The sequence below is a fragment of the Terriglobales bacterium genome (genome assembly GCA_035624475.1).
Classification (GTDB): Bacteria; Acidobacteriota; Terriglobia; order Terriglobales; family Acidobacteriaceae; genus DASPRL01.
Genome location: DASPRL010000138.1, coordinates 1 through 16,873, shown reverse-complemented (window position 1 = coordinate 16,873; position 16,873 = coordinate 1). Strand labels below are relative to the sequence as shown.

11 protein-coding genes are annotated in these 16,873 nt (G+C 67.9%); 9 read left to right on the top strand and 2 right to left on the bottom strand.

Annotated features, from left to right (window positions below; genetic code table 11):
* Both VEG08_05980 and cydB read left to right on the top strand, forming a co-directional pair.
* The coding region (locus VEG08_05980; GenBank protein ID HXZ27533.1) for a cytochrome ubiquinol oxidase subunit I at nucleotides 1-451 on the top strand (451 nt) is incomplete at its 5' end.
* A gap of 10 nt (nucleotides 452-461) precedes the next feature.
* Nucleotides 462-1,508, top strand: coding sequence for a cytochrome d ubiquinol oxidase subunit II (gene cydB / locus VEG08_05975; GenBank protein ID HXZ27532.1), 1,047 nt, complete (start codon nucleotides 462-464; stop codon nucleotides 1,506-1,508).
* A 77-nt stretch (nucleotides 1,509-1,585) separates the two neighbouring features.
* Here cydB and VEG08_05970 read toward each other — a convergent pair whose 3' ends face one another.
* Nucleotides 1,586-3,946 carry a S8 family serine peptidase gene (locus VEG08_05970; protein HXZ27531.1) on the bottom strand — a complete coding sequence of 787 codons (2,361 nt, stop codon included), beginning with the start codon at nucleotides 3,944-3,946 and terminating at the stop codon, nucleotides 1,586-1,588.
* A 329-nt stretch (nucleotides 3,947-4,275) separates the two neighbouring features.
* Nucleotides 4,276-8,532, bottom strand: a complete 4,257-nt coding sequence (locus VEG08_05965) for a S8 family serine peptidase (protein ID HXZ27530.1) — start codon at nucleotides 8,530-8,532, stop codon at nucleotides 4,276-4,278.
* Between the two features lie 296 nt (nucleotides 8,533-8,828).
* On the opposite strand from VEG08_05965, the gene VEG08_05960 reads away from it, so the two are divergent.
* From VEG08_05960 to rmuC, 7 genes are all read left to right on the top strand, one after another.
* The gene (locus VEG08_05960; GenBank protein ID HXZ27529.1) at nucleotides 8,829-9,659 is read left to right on the top strand and encodes an Mrp/NBP35 family ATP-binding protein; all 831 of its coding nucleotides are present in this window, start codon (nucleotides 8,829-8,831) and stop codon (nucleotides 9,657-9,659) included.
* Nucleotides 9,660-9,814: 155 nt separating this feature from the next.
* On the top strand, nucleotides 9,815-10,858 hold the full coding sequence (gene hrcA, locus VEG08_05955) for a heat-inducible transcriptional repressor HrcA (GenBank protein HXZ27528.1): 1,044 nt from the start codon (nucleotides 9,815-9,817) through the stop codon (nucleotides 10,856-10,858).
* Between the two features lie 15 nt (nucleotides 10,859-10,873).
* The gene (grpE, locus tag VEG08_05950; GenBank protein HXZ27527.1) at nucleotides 10,874-11,458 is read left to right on the top strand and encodes a nucleotide exchange factor GrpE; all 585 of its coding nucleotides are present in this window, start codon (nucleotides 10,874-10,876) and stop codon (nucleotides 11,456-11,458) included.
* An 18-nt stretch (nucleotides 11,459-11,476) separates the two neighbouring features.
* A complete protein-coding gene (gene dnaJ, locus VEG08_05945) occupies nucleotides 11,477-12,610 on the top strand; it encodes a molecular chaperone DnaJ (GenBank protein HXZ27526.1) in 1,134 nt (377 codons plus the stop codon).
* A gap of 1 nt (nucleotide 12,611) precedes the next feature.
* On the top strand, nucleotides 12,612-13,334 hold the full coding sequence (locus VEG08_05940) for an RsmE family RNA methyltransferase (GenBank protein HXZ27525.1): 723 nt from the start codon (nucleotides 12,612-12,614) through the stop codon (nucleotides 13,332-13,334).
* Nucleotides 13,335-13,412: 78 nt separating this feature from the next.
* The gene (locus VEG08_05935) at nucleotides 13,413-16,349 is read left to right on the top strand and encodes an ATP-dependent DNA helicase (protein ID HXZ27524.1); all 2,937 of its coding nucleotides are present in this window, start codon (nucleotides 13,413-13,415) and stop codon (nucleotides 16,347-16,349) included.
* The coding region (gene rmuC / locus VEG08_05930; protein HXZ27523.1) for a DNA recombination protein RmuC at nucleotides 16,349-16,873 on the top strand (525 nt) is incomplete at its 3' end. The genes VEG08_05935 and rmuC, both read left to right, overlap by 1 nt.

Below are 16,873 nucleotides of genomic sequence, written 5' to 3'. Positions count from 1 at the left end.
CGCGCAGGTGCAGGGGCTGGAGGACTTCCCGCCCGAGCAGTGGCCCGACAACGTCCCCTTGCTCTACTACAGCTACCACATCATGGTGGGGTTGGGGACGATCTTCATCGCCATCATGGTGTCGGCGGCGCTGTTGCTGTGGCGGCGGCGGCTGTTTGAGGCGCGCTGGATGCTGTGGATCCTGATGCTCAGCTTCCCCTTTCCCTACATCGCCAACACCGCCGGCTGGATGACGGCGGAATTGGGCCGCCAGCCCTGGCTGGTCTACGGGCTGATGCGCACCGCCGAGGGCTACTCGCGGACGGTGTCGGCGGGCAACGGCCTGTTCACGCTGCTGGGATTCATGGGCATGTACACCGTGCTCTCCATGCTCTTCCTATTCCTGGTGTGGCGGGAGATCGGGCACGGACCGGAACTCCTGCCGGAAGAGCGGGCCGCGGCTGCGGCGTAGAGGAGGAACGATGGAAACCCTCTGGTTCGTCTTGGTCGCCTTCATGCTCACCGCCTACGTGGTGATGGACGGCTTCGATCTGGGCGCGGGCATCCTGCATCTGGCGGTGGCCCGCACGAGCGAGGAGCGGCGCCTGGTGCTGCGCTCCATCGGGCCGGTGTGGGACGGCAACGAGGTGTGGCTGCTGGCCGCCGGCGGCACTCTGTACTTCGCCTTTCCCCTGCTCTACGCCTCCAGCTTCAGCGGCTTCTACCTGCCGCTGATGATGGTGCTGTGGCTGCTGATGCTGCGCGGTATCGGCATCGAGTTCCGTACCCACCTGCACAATCCGCTATGGCAGAGTTTCTACGACGCGGTGTTCTCGTTCGCCAGCGCGTTGCTGGCCATCTTCTTCGGAGCGGCGCTGGGTAACGTGATCCGGGGCGTGCCCCTGGACGCCGCCGGCTACTTCTTCGAGCCGCTGTGGACCAACTTCACGGTGCAGGCGGAAGCCGGCATCCTCGACTGGTACACGGTGCTGTGCGGGGTGCTGGCGCTGGCCGCGCTGGCGCAGCACGGCGCCCTCTACGTGGCCACCAAGACGGAGGGCGCGCTGCAGGCGCGGGCGCGGAAGGCCGCTGCCTGGGCCTGGCCGCTGGTGGTCCTGCTCTCGGTGGTGGGCCTGATCGTCACCCTGCGCGTCCGCCCGCAAATGGCCGACAACTACCGCACCCATCTCTGGGGGTTCCTGCTGCCCATCCTGGTGGGGGCGAGCCTGGGGGCGATGCTCCACTTCCGCCTGCGCGGCAACGACCGCAGTGCCTTCGTGGCCTCCGCCGCTTACCTGGTGGGGATGCTGGGGGGAGCCGCCTTCGGGCTTTATCCCCAGGTTCTGCCGGCTTCGACCGATTCCAGCTACAGCCTCACCATCTACAACGCCGCCGCCCCGGCCTACGGGCTGCGCGTGGGGCTGATCTGGTGGTGCTTGGGGATGGCGCTTGCGATCGGCTACTTCGCCTTCCTCTACCGCCGCTCCCGCGGCAAGGTGAAGCTGGAGGCGGGAGAAGAAGGCTACTGAAGCTCCTGCCCGCCGACGCCGCCTCCACTGCCACCCGGTTCGGCATTGCGATGTGGCTTAGTTGAGACCCTCCGTCCTCACTCGATCGCGGGCAGCGGGCGGGTGCAAGGCGGTGCCGTCCAGTGGCAGCCCTTCTGGTCGCAAATCAATGTGGGGGACCCGCAGTAGGTCATAAAAAAGCCGGGCGCGGTGCGCCAGAGCAGGCTCATGTTGTCGGTGAGCCTGGGTTCGACGAAGCTGAACTGGTTGGCAAAGTAGTGCGTCACCTGCACTCCCACCGTGGCGGTTGCGCCGTGGTCGGCGAATGCGGAGTAGCCGCCGAAGGTGGCGTCCGCGTAGTTGAACAGGATGTCGCTCTTGCCCTCGAAAAACACTACCTGGAAGCGGACGGACTCGTCCGGGAAGGGTCGATCCCACCCGTCAGGGCCCGGGACCCAGGGCAGGTAGACGTCTCGCCACTCGACGACCAGCTCGCGGCTGGGTGCGGTGCCGATTTCCTGCCAGAACACATTCTGGTCGGGGTCGGGGGATGTACATGCCGCTGGGCAGTCTGCTTCGGCGAAGCTGGTCCAGAAGGGCGCAACCAGCGTATTGGGACCCGGCGTCGGAAGCCACGTGTTGTTCCAAGAAGCGAAAGGAATGTCAAAGGAGATGGTGCCGTTAGAGCTCACCCACAGACTGCTGAAGCTGGCGCCGCCAAAACGGACGGGGAAGGTGGGCGTGATCTGTGCGGCCTGGTCCATCACGAAAGCGAGGTTGGTTCCGGTGATGGTGCGATAGCTGTAGGTCGTCGACTGGTAAGAGTAGGGAAGGAGCGCGGTGAGGGTGAAGGTTTCCCCGCCAGTGGCGCCAACGGTGTACCGTCCCAGGGCGGGGGGAGTGAACTGCCCGGTGTAAATACCGTCGCCGGCGGCTTGGTCGGGCCCCACCCCGTCGTCCTTGAGGGTGAGGGTAAGGCCGCCGGGATTGATGGTCACGGTGACGTCGCCCGCCGGGGAGGCGCAGTTGATGTGCAGCACCGCTAGCGTGGCCGGCAGTCCTACCACGACCGAGGGAGAATCGCCGACCGGCTGCAGGCGCCCCATGACCTCGGAATTGGAGCAGGTAAGCGAGCCGTTGGCATTCAGCCGCTTGCTGGTGACGGTGTTCGTCAGGCTGGCCTTGCTGTCTCCACCCGCCAGGATCAGGTTCTTGAGGGCACGCCAGTCGCGGCTGGGATCCTGCGCCTTCAGCAGCGCCGCCACCCCGGTGACGTGCGGCGCCGCCATGGAGGTGCCGCTGAAGGCGCTGTAGGTGTTGTTGGGGGTCGTGCTCAGAATCTCCGACCCGGGTGCGCCCAAGTGGACGGTGCGTTTGCCATAGTCGGAGAATTCAGAAAGCAGGTCGTTGCGATCGGTGGAGGCCACCGCGATCAGGTTGGGCAGGTAGTAATCGGCGGGGAAAAGTGTGGGACCGTCGTTGTCCATCGCGTAGTTGCCGGCGGCTGCCACGAGCAGGATCCCGCTCTGGCGGTGGCCGTCGATAGCATCGAAGAGTGCCTGCGAGAACCAATACCCTCCCCAACTGTTGTTGGTGGCCACCAGGTTGATGCCGTGGTTGTCCTTGAGGTCTTTGAAAAATTCCAGGCAGGTGACGGCGTCGGAGTCATAGCCGCTGCCGCTGGCGTCGAGGAACTTGCAAGCGATCAGGGTCACGTTCCAGTTCACTCCCGCCACCCCGATGTGGTTGTTCCCCTTCGCCCCGATGGTGCCCGAGACGTGCGTGCCGTGGCCGTTGTCATCCATGGGGTCGCAGGTGTTATAGGCGACATTGAATCCGTGCGAGTTGACGGGGCAGGTCACGCCGTTCACCGTGTAAGAGAACGGAGACGACCAGACGTTAGCCGCCAGGTCCTCGTGGTTGTAATCAAAGCCGGTATCAATCACTCCCACCGTCACGCTGTTGCTGCCGGCGGTGAGCCTCCAGGCCTCAGGGGCGTCGATGTCGGCATCCACCGTGCCCCCGCTCTGGCCGGTATTATTCAGCTCCCACTGGGTGGGAAACTGGGGATCGTTGGGGACGACGGGGGTGAGGATGTGGACGCGGTAATCGGGCTCGGCGTAGAGCACGTCAGGGTTGCGGCGGTAAAGGCGAACGGCCTGGGCCACGGACATGCCGGCGGCCAGACGGACGAGCTGCAGCCCGCCCACGAGGCGGTAGGAGCGGATCGCGTGGGCGCGCACGGCGGCATGGGCGGCCGCCATGGCGGCCGCCGTCCTGCCCTTGCGGAAGCGCACCAGCACCCGACCGGGCGCGAAAGATGGTTTGCTCTCGGAGTGCTGGAAGCTGGCGCGTTCCAAAGGCAGGCCGCGGCGCGGCCCGCCCTGCGCGGGAGCGGGCGAGGAAGACAGAAGAGTCAAGAGGGCAAGGAATGCAAGGACGAGGGAAGTGCGTTTCATGGCACGCCTCCGCGGCCGAATGTCCACAGTCAGGCAGGCCTGGCCAGAAATCTCCCGAGAGCCAATCGCCGGGGATTCGACCGTCTTCGCGTTGGGCAAATCGCGGGCTCGTTGAGGGCCCGGCTATCGTAGCCTACTAAAGTGTGGTCTTATCATCGCCTGCGATGCAAGTTCCGCACCGTGATGCGGCTCACCGCTGCGTGTGATAGCCGGAGCGGCGGGCAGGTATCCACCGGCGCTCCCGCGGGAAGATGTCCTGCCGCCCGCGTATCCGAAAAGGGAGGGCCGGGGAACCTGCCCCGGCCCGGTTTGCCGATGTCGCAGCAGGCTCACGGATAGACAGAGACGACCTTCCAGGCGGGATCGACGCCGGAGGCCACGAAGGCACCGCTGGTCTTGGCGGCGCCGTCCATTAGCCAGACCACCACGTCGCCGGTGGAGTAGTTCTGCCAGAGGATGTCGGCCTTGTGGTCGCTATCGAAGTCGGCGACCGCGACCGCCTTCCAGGCGGGCAGGACGCCGGTGGCGACGAAGGCGGCGCTGCTCTTGGCGGCGCCGTCCATCAGCCAGACCACGACTCCGCCAGTGGCGGAGTTCTGCCAGAGGATGTCGGCCTTGCTGTCGGCGTCGAAGTCGCCGACGCCCACGACCTTCCAGCTGGGATCGACGCCGGTGGCGACGAAGGCGGAGCTGGTGCGGGTGGCGCCGTCCATCAGCCACACCGCCACGTCATGAGTGGAGGAGTGCTGCCACAGGATGTCGGCCATGCCGTCGCCGTCGAAGTCGCCCACGCCCACGGCCTTCCAGTTGGGATCGACGCCGGTGGCGACGAAGGCGGCGCTGGTCCGGGAGGCGCCATTCATCAGCCAGACCACCACGCCGCCGGTGGCGGGATTCTGCCAGAGGATGTCGGCCATGCCGTCACCGTCGAAGTCGCCCACACCCACGATCTTCCAGTTGGGATCGACGCCGGTAGCGACGAAGGCGGCACTGCTCTTGGAGGCGCCGTTCATCAGCCAGACCACGACGCCCCCGGTGGAGGAGTTCTGCCAGAGGATGTCGGCTTTGCCGTCGCCATCGAAGTCGCCCACCCCGACCGCTTTCCAGTTGGCATCCACGCCGCTGGCCACGATGGCCGCGCTGGTCTTGGAGGCGCCGTCCATCAGCCACACCGCCACGTCATGCGTGGAGGAGTTCTGCCACAGGATGTCGGCTTTGGCGTCACCGTCAAAATCGTTCGCCGAGCGCCAGGAGTGCATGGTGAAGGTGAGGGCGGAGGATTCGCCACCGCCGGAGCCCGGGTTGGAGACGGTCACATCGGCGGTGCCCTCGCCGGCCAGGTCGGCGGCGAGAATGGTGGCCCGCAGCTGCGTGCCGCTGACGAAGGTGGTGGCGCGGTCGCTTCCGTTCCAGCGCACCACCGAGGTGGTATTGAAGCCGGTGCCATGGATGGTCAGGGGGAACTGCGCGTGGCCGGCGGCCACGGAGCTGGGATGCAGCGTGCCCGCGCCGGGCACGGCATTGTCGATGGTGAAGGTGAGGGAAGCGGACTCGCCGCCGCCGGGGACGGGGTTGGTGACCGTGACCGTGGCGCTGCCCGGGGTGATGAGGTCGGAGGCGGGAATGTCGGCCTCCAGGGCCACGATGTTGGTCATGCTGTAGGTGCGCGAACTGCCATTCCATTTCACCACCGCGCCCGGCGCGAAGTACTTGCCGTAGATGTGCAGGGTGAAGGCCGGGCCGCCCGCGGCCGTGTGCCAGGGAGTCAGTGAGAGCAGGTTGGGCACAGGGTTGGAGGTGACCGTGAAGGTCAGAGCATTGGAGACGCCGCCTCCGGGAGCAGGGTTGAAGACGGTGACGGGGATGCTGTTGGCGATACCCATCCAGTCGGCGCTCACATCCGCGGTCAGTTGTGTGGCGCTGGTGTAGTGCGTGGGAATGTTGCTGCCGTTGAAGCGCACGACGGAGCTGCCGACGAAGCCGGTGCCGTAGAGGGTGAGGGTGAAGGCGCCGGAGCCCCCGGCTGCGCTGGAGGGGCCGATCTCAGAGAGCATGGGGACGGGATTGTCGACGGTGAAGACGGCGGGCGAGGACTCCCCGCCGCCCGGTGCCGGGTTGAGGACGGTGACGTTCACCGGACCTCCTAGGGCGAGGTCGGAGGCGGGAATGTCGGCGGTCAATTGCGTGTCGCTGACGTAGTGGGTGATACGGGCGGCGCCGCCCCAGCGCACCACCGAGTCGCTCGCGAAGCCGGTGCCATCCAGGATCAGGGTAAAGGCTTCGCCGCCCTGGGTGGCATGCGACGGCGAGATGGAGAAGAGTCCGGGGACGGGATCGCCGCTCAAGTGCCACAGCAGCGCCAGGCTGTCGCTGAGCGAGGCGGTGTAGTAGCTGTACTGGACGGCCGAGCCCGAAGCGATCTGCACGCCCACGCTGGCGGTCTTGCCCTGGTCATGATCGGCGCTGACGCTGCCGAAGGTGGCGTCCTTGTAAAGGAAGAGGAGGTCGCTGCTGTCCTCGAAGAAGACCACCTCGAAGGTGACGTTAGCGGCGGCGCTGACCGAGGTCTCGTAATGAGGCACGGCGCGCCACTCGACCACCAGTTCGCGGTGGGGAGCCGAGCCCGTGACCGCCCAGTAGACGTTGTGGGAGGGATCGCCGCTTTGCGGCATGAGATCGTCCCACCAGGGAGCGATGACGGCGTTGACGCCGCTGGGCAGGGTGTCGTTGGCGGGAGAGTTGGTGGACGTGACCAGCTCGATCACCCCGTTGCTGCCCACGTGCAGGTTGAAAAAACTGCCTTGCCCGAAACGAACGGCGAAAGGAGAAATGATGTTCGCGGCGGTGTCGTCGCCCAGGTCCAGGTCCGTGCCCGAGATGGTGCGATAGCTGAAGGCTGGGAGCGTGGGGGCGGCGTAGGGAACCAGGACCTCGGCGGTGACCGCGTCCCCGCCGGGGAAGGTCAGGGTGAAGATGCCGTTGGAATTGAGGACGGTGTCGGCGGTAAAGATGCCGTCGCCGGCGGCCTGATCGGGAGCGGCGCCATCGTCGAGCAGTGGCAAGCTGCCGCCGCCGGGGTCGAGGTCCACGGTGATGCCGCCGCCACCGTCGGGCGAGGCGCAGTTGATGGCCAGTTCTGCCAGCAGGACGTCCACACCCACGGCCGCCGTCACCAGTGGCCCCGCCGGCTGCAAGCGGCTGTGCACGGCGGCGCTGGCGCAGGTCATGGCGCCATAAGCGTTCAAGCGCCGCCCGGTGACGGTCTCGCTCAGCGCTGGCTTGGGGTCGCCGCCCGCCAGGATCAGGTTGCGGAGGTCGATCCAGGTGCGGAAGGGGTTCTGGGCCTTGAGCAGCGCGATCACTCCGGTGACGTGGGGCGTGGCCATGGAAGTTCCGCTGAAGTAGGCATAGCTGCCGTCGGCGGTGGGGATCGTGCTCAGGATGGTGGCTCCGGGCGCTCCCATCTGCACGGTGTTGCGGCCAAAATCGGAGAAGGACGCCAGGGCGTCCCAGCGGTCGGTGGCCGCCACGGAGATGACGTTGGGAAGAAAGTAGTTGGAAGGATAGTGGGGTGCGGCGTCGTTGTCGCTGGCATTGTTGCCGGCCGCGGCCACGAAGAGGATGCCGCGGCTGAGCTGCGCGGCGATGGCGTCGTAGAGCGCCTGGGAGTAGCCGCCGCCTCCCCAACTGTTGTTGGTGGCCACGATGTTCACCCCGCGGTCCTTCATCATGGCGAAGTACTCGAGGCATTCAACGGCCCCCGAGGTTGGGCCGGAGCCGCCAGCGTTCAGGAACTTGCAGGGATAGATGCGGACGTGCCAGTTCACGCCCACCACTCCGACGCCATTGTTGCCCACGGCGCCGATGGTGCCGGCGACGTGAGTGCCGTGGTCGTTGTCGTCCATGGGGTCGGTAGTGCTGTAGGCGGGATTGATGCCGTGGCAGTCGTCCACGTAACCGTTGCCGTCGTCGTCCACACCGGGGGCGCCGCTGCATTCGGCGGCGTTGCTGTAGGTATTGGCGGCCAGATCGGGATGGTTGTAGTCCGCGCCCGAATCGATGACCCCGACCACCACCGTGGCGCTGCCGGTGGAAAGGTTCCAGGCTTCGGGGGCGTCGATGTCGGCATCCACAGTGCCGCCGGCGCCGCCGTTGACCGACTGCCCCGTGTTGTTCATTCCCCACAGTTGACCGTAGGAGGGATCGTTGGGGGTGGCGTCGGCGTACTGAAGATAATCGGGCTCGGCGTAGAGCACGTCGGGGTTGCGGCGGTAAAGGCGAAGGGCCTGCGCGACGGACATGCCGGCGGCGAGGCGGACGAGCTGCAGTCCGCCCACGACGCGGTAGGAGCGGATCACCTGGGCGCGCACGGCGGCGTGGGCGGCCGCCATGGCGGCCGCCGTCGTGCCCTTGCGAAAGCGCACCAGCACGCGACCGGGCGCGAAAGCGGGCTCACTTTTGGAGCGCTGGAAGCTGGCGCGCTCCAAAGGCAGGCCGCGGTGCGGCCCGCCTTGGGCGGTAGCCGGAGGGGAAGACAGTAGAGTCAAGAGGGCAAGGAATGCAAGGGCGAGGGATGTGCGTTTCATGGCACGCCTCCGCGGCAGTCGGTCCACAGCCGGGCGGGCTTGCCAGGAAAGTGGCAGGGAGAATCAGCGCACGGGATCGGCCGTCTTCCTGGTGCGCGAGTCCAGACTCACAGGCTCATCAAGAGCCCGGCTGCTTGGGCCTACTAAAGTGTGACTTCATCATCTTAGGGAATTCAAGCGGCGGCGCTGTGATGCGGCTCACCACGGCACGTGATAGGGGGAGCGGGCGGCAGGTATAATTACGGCTTCGGCGCCGGCGCCGCATCCCATCCGAAGGTGACCACTTGAGCTCGCACATGCATCCGCCGCAGATGCCCGGACCGCAGCCGCTCCCCGGAGTGCGCCACGTGGTGGCGGTGGGCTCGGGGAAGGGCGGGGTGGGCAAGACCACCATCGCGGTCAACCTGGCGGTGGCGCTGGCGCGCATGGGGAGCAAGGTCGGGTTGCTCGACGCCGACATCTACGGTCCCAACGTGCCGCTCATGATCGGCACCAGCGCCACCCCGCAACTGGTGGGCGAGAACCGCATCGTGCCCCTGGAGCAGTTCGGGTTGAAGGTGCTCTCGGTAGGATTCCTCAATCCCGGGGACAAGCCCCTGATCTGGCGCGGGCCCATGCTGCACAGCATCCTGCGGCAGTTCCTGCAGCAGGTGGAGTGGGGCGAACTGGACTACCTAGTCATCGACCTGCCGCCGGGCACGGGCGACGTGGCCATCTCCCTGATCCAGACGGTGCCGGTGAGCGGGGCCATCGTGGTCTCGACGCCCTCCGACGTCTCGCTGATGGACGCGCGCAAGGCCATCGAGATGTTCCGCCAGGTGAAGGTGGAGGTGCTGGGGATCGTGGAGAACATGAGCTACTTCATCTGCCCCCACTGCCACAACGAGATCGACATTTTCTCCAAGGGCGGGGGCGAGCGCACCGCCCAGCAGTTCGGCGTGCCCTTCCTAGGGCGCATCGAGTTGGACCCCGACATCCGCAAGGGCGGCGATACCGGGCGGCCGGTGGTGCTGGAAGGCGACTCCTCGCCGCACGCCCAGTCCTTCTTCGCCTTCGCCAAGCAAGTGGCGGCGCGCATCGCCGAACTCGGCAGCCGCCCGCCGGAGAGCGTCATCCGCATCCACTGAGGGCGCGGATGCACCCGGCTTGGCACTCTCAGCCCAAGAGTGCCAGCCTTGACAGCCCCTCTCTTCAACCCTAGAATCATGGGCAGAAGAGTCCACCCACGAAATCCTTCTAAGTTTTTGTAATTAAGGGACTTAATGTAGAGGTAGCAGCATTCATGGCGCAATCGGGCCAGATCGGCAAGCGTGAGCACGCCATCCTGACGGCCATCGTGGAGACCTATATTGCCACGGGCGAGCCGGTGGGCTCGCGGGCGCTGGCGCGCAGCAATCCCGAGGGCCTGAGCCCGGCCACCATCCGCAACGTGATGGCGGACCTGGCCGAGTCGGGCTACCTGGAGCAGCCGCACACCTCTGCTGGGCGCGTGCCCACACCCGAGGCCTACCGCTACTTCGTGGAGCAGATCACGGGCAAGGCGCACCTGTCGCGCGCTGATGAGGGCCTGATCCAGGGGTCGTTCCGGGGGATCACAGACGTGCAGGAGTTCATGGAGCGAACTTCGCACGTGCTCTCGCTGGTCTCGCACGGGGTGGGGGTGGCGGTGAGTGCCGCGGGATCGCAGAACGCGCTGGAGCACGTGTACTTCTCGCGCCTGGGTGACCGCAAGATCCTGGCAGTGGTGGTGACGCGCTCCGGGCTGGTGCGCGACCGGCTGCTGCGGCTGGAGCGCGACCTGGAGCCCGGCGACCTGGAGTTGGCTGCCAACTACATCAACGAGAACTACCGCGGCTGGACGCTGGAGGCGGTGCGTGCCGAGATCGGGCGCTTGATCGAGCGCGAACGCAACGAGTACGACCGCCTGACCCGATCCATCGCCCAGCTCTATGAGCAGGGGGCGCTGGCCGACGACGAGCGGCTGCCGGCGGTCTACGTGGAAGGCGCCGCCAACCTGGTGGCCAACGAGAACGACCGCGAGCACCTCAGCCAGTTGCTCAAGACGCTGGAAGAGAAGGAAAGGGTGGCGGAATTGCTGGCCGCCTACGTGGATGCGCGCCAGGAGGCGGTGCGGGTGGTGATCGGGCTGGAGCAGGCGGCGCCGCAGTTGCGCAACTTCGTGCTCATCGGGGCGCCGGCGCGGGTGGGCGACGAGGTGATGGGATCGCTGGCGGTCATCGGTCCCACCCGCATGGACTACGAGCACACCATCACGGCGGTCAGCTACATCGCCCGCCTCTTCGACAACCTGCTGAACGAGCACTGAAGGGAAACGTTGTATATGGGGAAGACGAACGGCAAACCCGAGGTCGAGCCGAAGCTGGATGCGGAGCACGAGCTGCCCGCCGGCGGGGATGAGCCCGACGTGGTGGAGGAAGCCGGCGCCCCGGCGGCCGCGCCCGAGGTCCTGCGCGACGAGGAACTGCGCCGCCTGAAGCGCGAGCGGGAAGAGCTGTACGACCGCCTGGCGCGCATGCAGGCGGAGTTCGACAACGCGCGCAAGCGCGCCGCCAAGGAGCAAGCCGAGTTCCGCGAGTACGCCGCCGCCGAGGTGGTCAAGCCGCTGCTGCCCATCCTCGACAGCCTGGAGCGCGCCCTGGCGCACTCCCCCGCGGGCGACGAACTCCGCGCCGGGGTCGAGCTCATCTACAAGCAGATGCTCGACGCGCTCGGCAAGATGGGCCTGCGGGTGATCCCCGCCGTGGGCGAACCCTTCGATCCCCGCCTCCACCAGGCGGTGCAGATGGTGGACACCACCGAAGTCCCCGACCATCACGTGCTGCAAGAGCTGCAGCGCGGCTACAAGCTGAAGGAGCGGCTGCTGCGCCCGGCGATGGTGCGGGTGGCGCGCAATCCCAGGAAGTAGAGCGCGAGGGGTCTCACTCTGGCCAACAACGGCAAACGCGATTACTACGAGGTCCTGGGCGTGGCACGCATGGCCAGCGACCAGGAGGTCAAGAGCGCCTACCGCAGGCTGGCCCTGCAGTATCACCCCGACCGCAACTCCTCTCCCGACGCGGAGGAGAAGTTCAAGGAGGCCAGCGAGGCTTACAGCGTGCTGGCGGACGCGGACAAGCGCGCCGCCTACGACCGCTACGGGCACGCGGGAGTGGGCGCGGCGGGCGCCGGCTTCCCCGACTTCAACCAGGTCATCTTCCAGGATTTCTCCGACATCCTGGGCGACCTGTTCGGCTTTGGCGATCTGTTCGGCACGGGCAGCGGGCGGCGACGCAGCCGCTCGCGCCGCGGCGCCGACCTGCGCGAGGACCTGAGCCTGGAGTTCGAGGAGGCCGTCTTCGGCGCCGAGACCACCCTCGGGATCCGCCGCCACGAGCACTGCGAGAGCTGCCGGGGCTCGGGGCTGGCCCCGGGCAAAGCGGCGGTGCGCTGCGCCACCTGCGGCGGCCACGGCCAGGTCCGCTATCAGCAGGGCTTCTTCGGCGTGGCCCGCACCTGCTCGTCTTGCCACGGCAGCGGCCAGGTGATCAACGATCCCTGTCCGCAGTGCCACGGGGAAGGCCAGGTATTGCGCGAGCGCGAATTGGCGGTGAAGGTCCCCGCCGGCGTGGAAGACGGCACCCGCATCCGCTATGCTGGGCAGGGCGAGGCTGGAGCGCACGGCGGGCCCCCGGGCGACCTCTATGTCGTGCTCGCGGTGAAGGAGCACCCGTTCTTCGAGCGCGAGGGCAAGGACCTGTACTGCGGCGTGCCCATCTCCATCTCCCAGGCGGCGCTGGGCGCGCAGATCAAGATCCCGACGCTGGAGGGCGAGCACCCGCTGAAGATCCCCGAGGGCACCCAGTCGGGCACCGTCTTCCGGGTGCGCCACAAGGGCGTGCCTTCGCTCAACGGCCACGGCCGCGGCGACCTCCACGTCGAGGTGAGGGTGCAGATCCCCTCGCGACTCAGCAAGCGCCAGCGCGAACTGCTCGAGGAGCTGGCCGCTTTGACCCCGGTGGAGAACAAGCCGCAGCGCCGGACCCTGCTCAGCCGGATGAAGGAGATCTTCGGCTCCTGAGATGACGCGCCGCCGCTGGATCGCCGACGAGGTCTGCGGGGACCGGGCCGCGCTGGTGGGCGAGCATGCCGCGCACCTGGCGCGCGTGCTGCGGGCGCGCGTGGGCCAGGAGTTCGACATCGCCGCCGCCGGGCGCGTCCGCCGCGGGCGCGTGGCCGCGGTCAGCCTGGAGCGCGTGGAGTTCGAACTGGGAGGCGAGGTGTGCATCGCCGTCGGCCTGCCGCTCACCCTTTTGCTCTCCATCTTCAAGTTCGACCGCCTGGAGTGGGCCATCGAGAAGCTCACCGAGCTGGGGGCGGCGCGGCTGGTCCCGGTGATCGCGGGGCGCACCGACGCGCACCTGGCCCAGGCCGCGGGCAAGCGCGTGGAGCGATGGCGCCGGATCGCAAGCGAGGCTGCGGAGCAGTCGCGGCGGGCCAATGCTCCCGAAGTCGCAGCGCCGGCCAAGCTGCGGGAAGCGGCGGCCGGCGTCCAAGGCCTGCGCATCTTCTTGGACGAGTCGGAGGAAAGGATCACACTTAAGCAGGCGCTCCGCGAGCGGGCGCCCGGGCAGGCGGTGGCGCTGGCTTTCGGTCCGGAGGGCGGCTGGACCGAGGAGGAGGCGCAAGGGCTGCGTGCGGCGGGCTGGAAGGCGGCCTTGCTGGGCGGCCGTATTCTGCGCGCCGAGACCGCGGCCATCGCCGCGACAGCGCTGGTCGCGGCAGAACTGGAGGCGGAGTCCTAGCCTTTCCCCGTTGCGGCGTAAGGCCAGCTTCCGCATAATGCAATCCTCTGGGGATTCTGGTCTCTCCCGACGTACAACGTGACCCTCGTCTTCGATCCGAAGCAACTCGAAGCCATCGAGCACGGACGCGGCCCCATGCTGGTGCTGGCGGGTGCGGGCACGGGCAAGACCACGGTGCTGGTGGAGCGGGTGACGCGGCTGGTGCGCGAGGGAGTCGCGCGGCCGGACGAGATCCTGGCCGTCACCTTCACCATCAAGGGCGCGCGCGAGATGCGGGAGCGCGTGCAGGCGCGGCTGGGCGGCGAGTGCGCCGGCCTGCGGGCCTCCAACTTCCACGCCTACTGCGAAGGCCTGCTGCGGCGCGCCGGCGCCAACTTCGGCGTCCTCACCGACGAGGACCTGTGGGTCTACCTGCGGCAGCGGATCGAGGAGCTGCCGCGGCAGCGCTTCGTGCGCGCCGCCGATCCGGGTCGCTTCCTGAGCGACCTCAAGGAATTCTTCAGCCGCTGCCAGGACGAACTGGTCACGCCCGTCGCGTACGGGAGCTACCTGGAGCGCCTGCGCCAGAAGGAATTGCCGCTGCCGCGGGTCAGCAAGTCCAAGGAGCGCGACGCGCTCTCCGACCAGGAGGTGCTGGCGCGCTGCCAGGAGATCGGCGACGTCTTCACCACGGTGGAAGAGATGCTCGAGCGTGACCACCTGGGCACCTTCGGGGCGCAGATCGTCAAGGCGATCGATCTGCTGAAGAAGGACGCGGCCCTGCTCGCCGAGGAGCGCGCTCGCTCGCGCTTCGTCCTGGTGGACGAGTTCCAGGATTGCAACGTGGCCCAGATCGAGCTGGCGGCCCTGCTGGCCGGCGAGGAGAAGAACCTCTTCGCGGTGGGGGATCCCGACCAGGCCATCTACCATTTCCGGGGGGCCTCCAGCGCGGCCTTCGACGAGTTCCTGCAGCGTTTTCCAGGATCGCGCCGGGTGGCGCTGGAGAAGAACCACCGCTCCACCGTGCCCATCCTGGCGTGCGCGGCCGGCATCATCGCCAAGAACCCGCCGGTGGTACAGGCGACCAGCCGCTTGGGCCAGGAGTTCGAACGGCGGCCGCTGCGCTCGGCACGGAGCGAGGAGGCCGCCGCCCGCGGGGAAGCGCTGCCGTCGCCGCCGGTCGCGATCGTCCTCTGCGACCATTCCCTGGCCGAGGCGGCGGAGGTCGCGGAGAGCGTGCGCAGCCTGCAGGAGAAGAGCGGCTGCGCTTGGTCACGGTTCGCGGTGCTCTACCGCACCCACGAGCATCGCAAGGTCGCCATCGAGGAGTTCGCGGCGCGCGGCATCCCGGTGGCGGTCAAGGGGGTCAACGTGCTGGACACGGCCGAAGTGCGCGACCTCATGGCCGCGTTGCGCGCGCTCGTCAATCCGCGCGACGGCGGCAGCCTCTTCCGGGTGGCGGCCCTGCCGCAGTTCGCCATCCGCCCGGCGGGGTTGCGCGACCGGCTAAAAGGAGCGGAGAAGGGAGCGGACCTCGTCTCCATCCTCGAGCGCGTGACAGGAGGGAAGAAGGTCCTAGCGGCCTTGGAGGAACTGCGCGCGCAGGCGGCCGCAGCCAGGATGCGCGTCGCCGCCGTGGTGGAGCTGGCCATCCGCCGATTCAGCCTCGAAGGGCGCCCGGAGCCGCTGGCGGCCTTCCGCCGCTTCGTCGCCGACTGGGAGAAGAAACCCATCGCCGGCGACCGCAAGCTCGCCGCCTTCCTCGACTACATGGAGCATTTCCCCCAGGCCGGCGGCAGCGTGCAGATGTACGACGAGGAAGCCGGGGACGAGGATCCGCGCGAGGGCGTGCGCATGATGACGGTGCATGCCGCCAAGGGGCTGGAGTTCGGCCACGTCTTCGTGCTGCGCGCCAGTTCGCAATCCTTCCCCACCGGGTATCGCGAGCCCCTGTTCGAGTTTCCCGCCGCGCTCACCCGCGGAGCTTCGGCCGCGGGCAGCAAGGAGATCCACGCGCAGGAGGAACGGCGGCTCTTCTATGTGGCCATGACGCGGGCGCGCGACTCGCTCACCCTGTGTACCCGGCCGCGAGGCAAGAAACGCGAGGTGAGCGGCTATCCCAAGGAGGTGCTGGCGCACCCGGCCCTGGCTGCATCTCGGGCGGAGCGGCCGGCGCGCGACTACCGCGCCGACATCGCCGCCGCGGCCGCGCCCAGCGCGGTGGCCGGGGTGGGCGCCTGGCTCCTGCTGCCGCCGCAGAGTGTGGCGTCACCCATCACCCTCAGCGCCACCACCATCGACAAGTACGAGCTATGCCCGCTGAAGTACAAGATCAGCCAGGAGTGGGCGATCCCCGGCAGAGCGGCCGGCGCCATGCAGTTCGGCAACGTGGTGCACACCGTGCTGAAGAACTACTATGACGCGCTGCTCAGCGGCCGCTCGCAGAGCACGGAGGCGCTGCTGGAATCGTTCCGCGCGGCGTTGGCCAACGCCGGCCTCGAGGACCCGGCCCAGCGCCGCCTCTATGAGCGGCAGGGCCTCGAGCAGTTGCGCGAGTTCGGCGAACTGCGGGCCGCCGAGCCACCGCCGCAGGTGATCGCCACCGAGAAGGCCTTCGACCTGACCCTCGGCGGCGCGCGGGTCGTGGGAAGGGTGGACCGGCTGGACCGCATCGCGGGCGCGCGCGTCGCCATCGTGGACTACAAGACAGGAGCGCCCAAGAAGCCGGAGGACGCCGACGACAGCCTGCAGCTCTCCCTCTACGCCCTGGCGGCGCGCGATACCTGGGGACTGGAGCCGGAGCGCCTCGCCTTCTATAACCTGGACGGGAACCAGGAGGTCGCGACCACGCGCACCCCGGAGGAGCTGCGAGCCGTGGAGGAGCGGGTCGCGGAGGTCGCGGCCCGGATCGCGGCGGGGGAGTTCGAAGCGAATCCCGGCCGCCATTGTGTATGGTGCGTCTATCGGGAACTGTGTCCCGCCACCGAGCCCAGGCTGTATACAATCGAGCCAAGCCGGAAGCCAGGAGTGAGCTGATGCTGGGGACGGTGCTGGCAGTGGTGGCGGTGGTAGTGGCGCTGGTAGCGCTGGTGGCGCTGACGGCCGTGCTGCGCCGGCCTTCGGGCGGCGGGGACCAGGCCTTGCGCAATGACGTCACCGTGCTGCGCGAGACCACGAACCGCTCCATCCAGCAACTTACCGAGGTCTTCGGCAAGCAGTTGCAGGGCATCGGCGAAAACGTGCAGACGGCGCTGGCTTCGATGCGCGGCGAGTTGAACCAGCGGCTGGGCGAGAACGCGCGCGCCATGGCCGAGACCTCCAAGGCGGTGAACGACCGCATCGCCAACGTGCAGGACACCTTCGCCGGCCTGCAGAAGCAGGTGGGGGAATTGAGCGGGCAGGCGCGGCAACTGGCCGACCTCTCCCGGTCCGTGCACGGATTGGAGAACGTCTTGCTGGCGCCCAAGCTGCGCGGGGGCTTCGGCGAGACCCAACTGGAGAACCTGCTGGCACGGGTGTTTCCGCGCGAGTACTACGAGATGCAGTACCGTTTCGCGGCC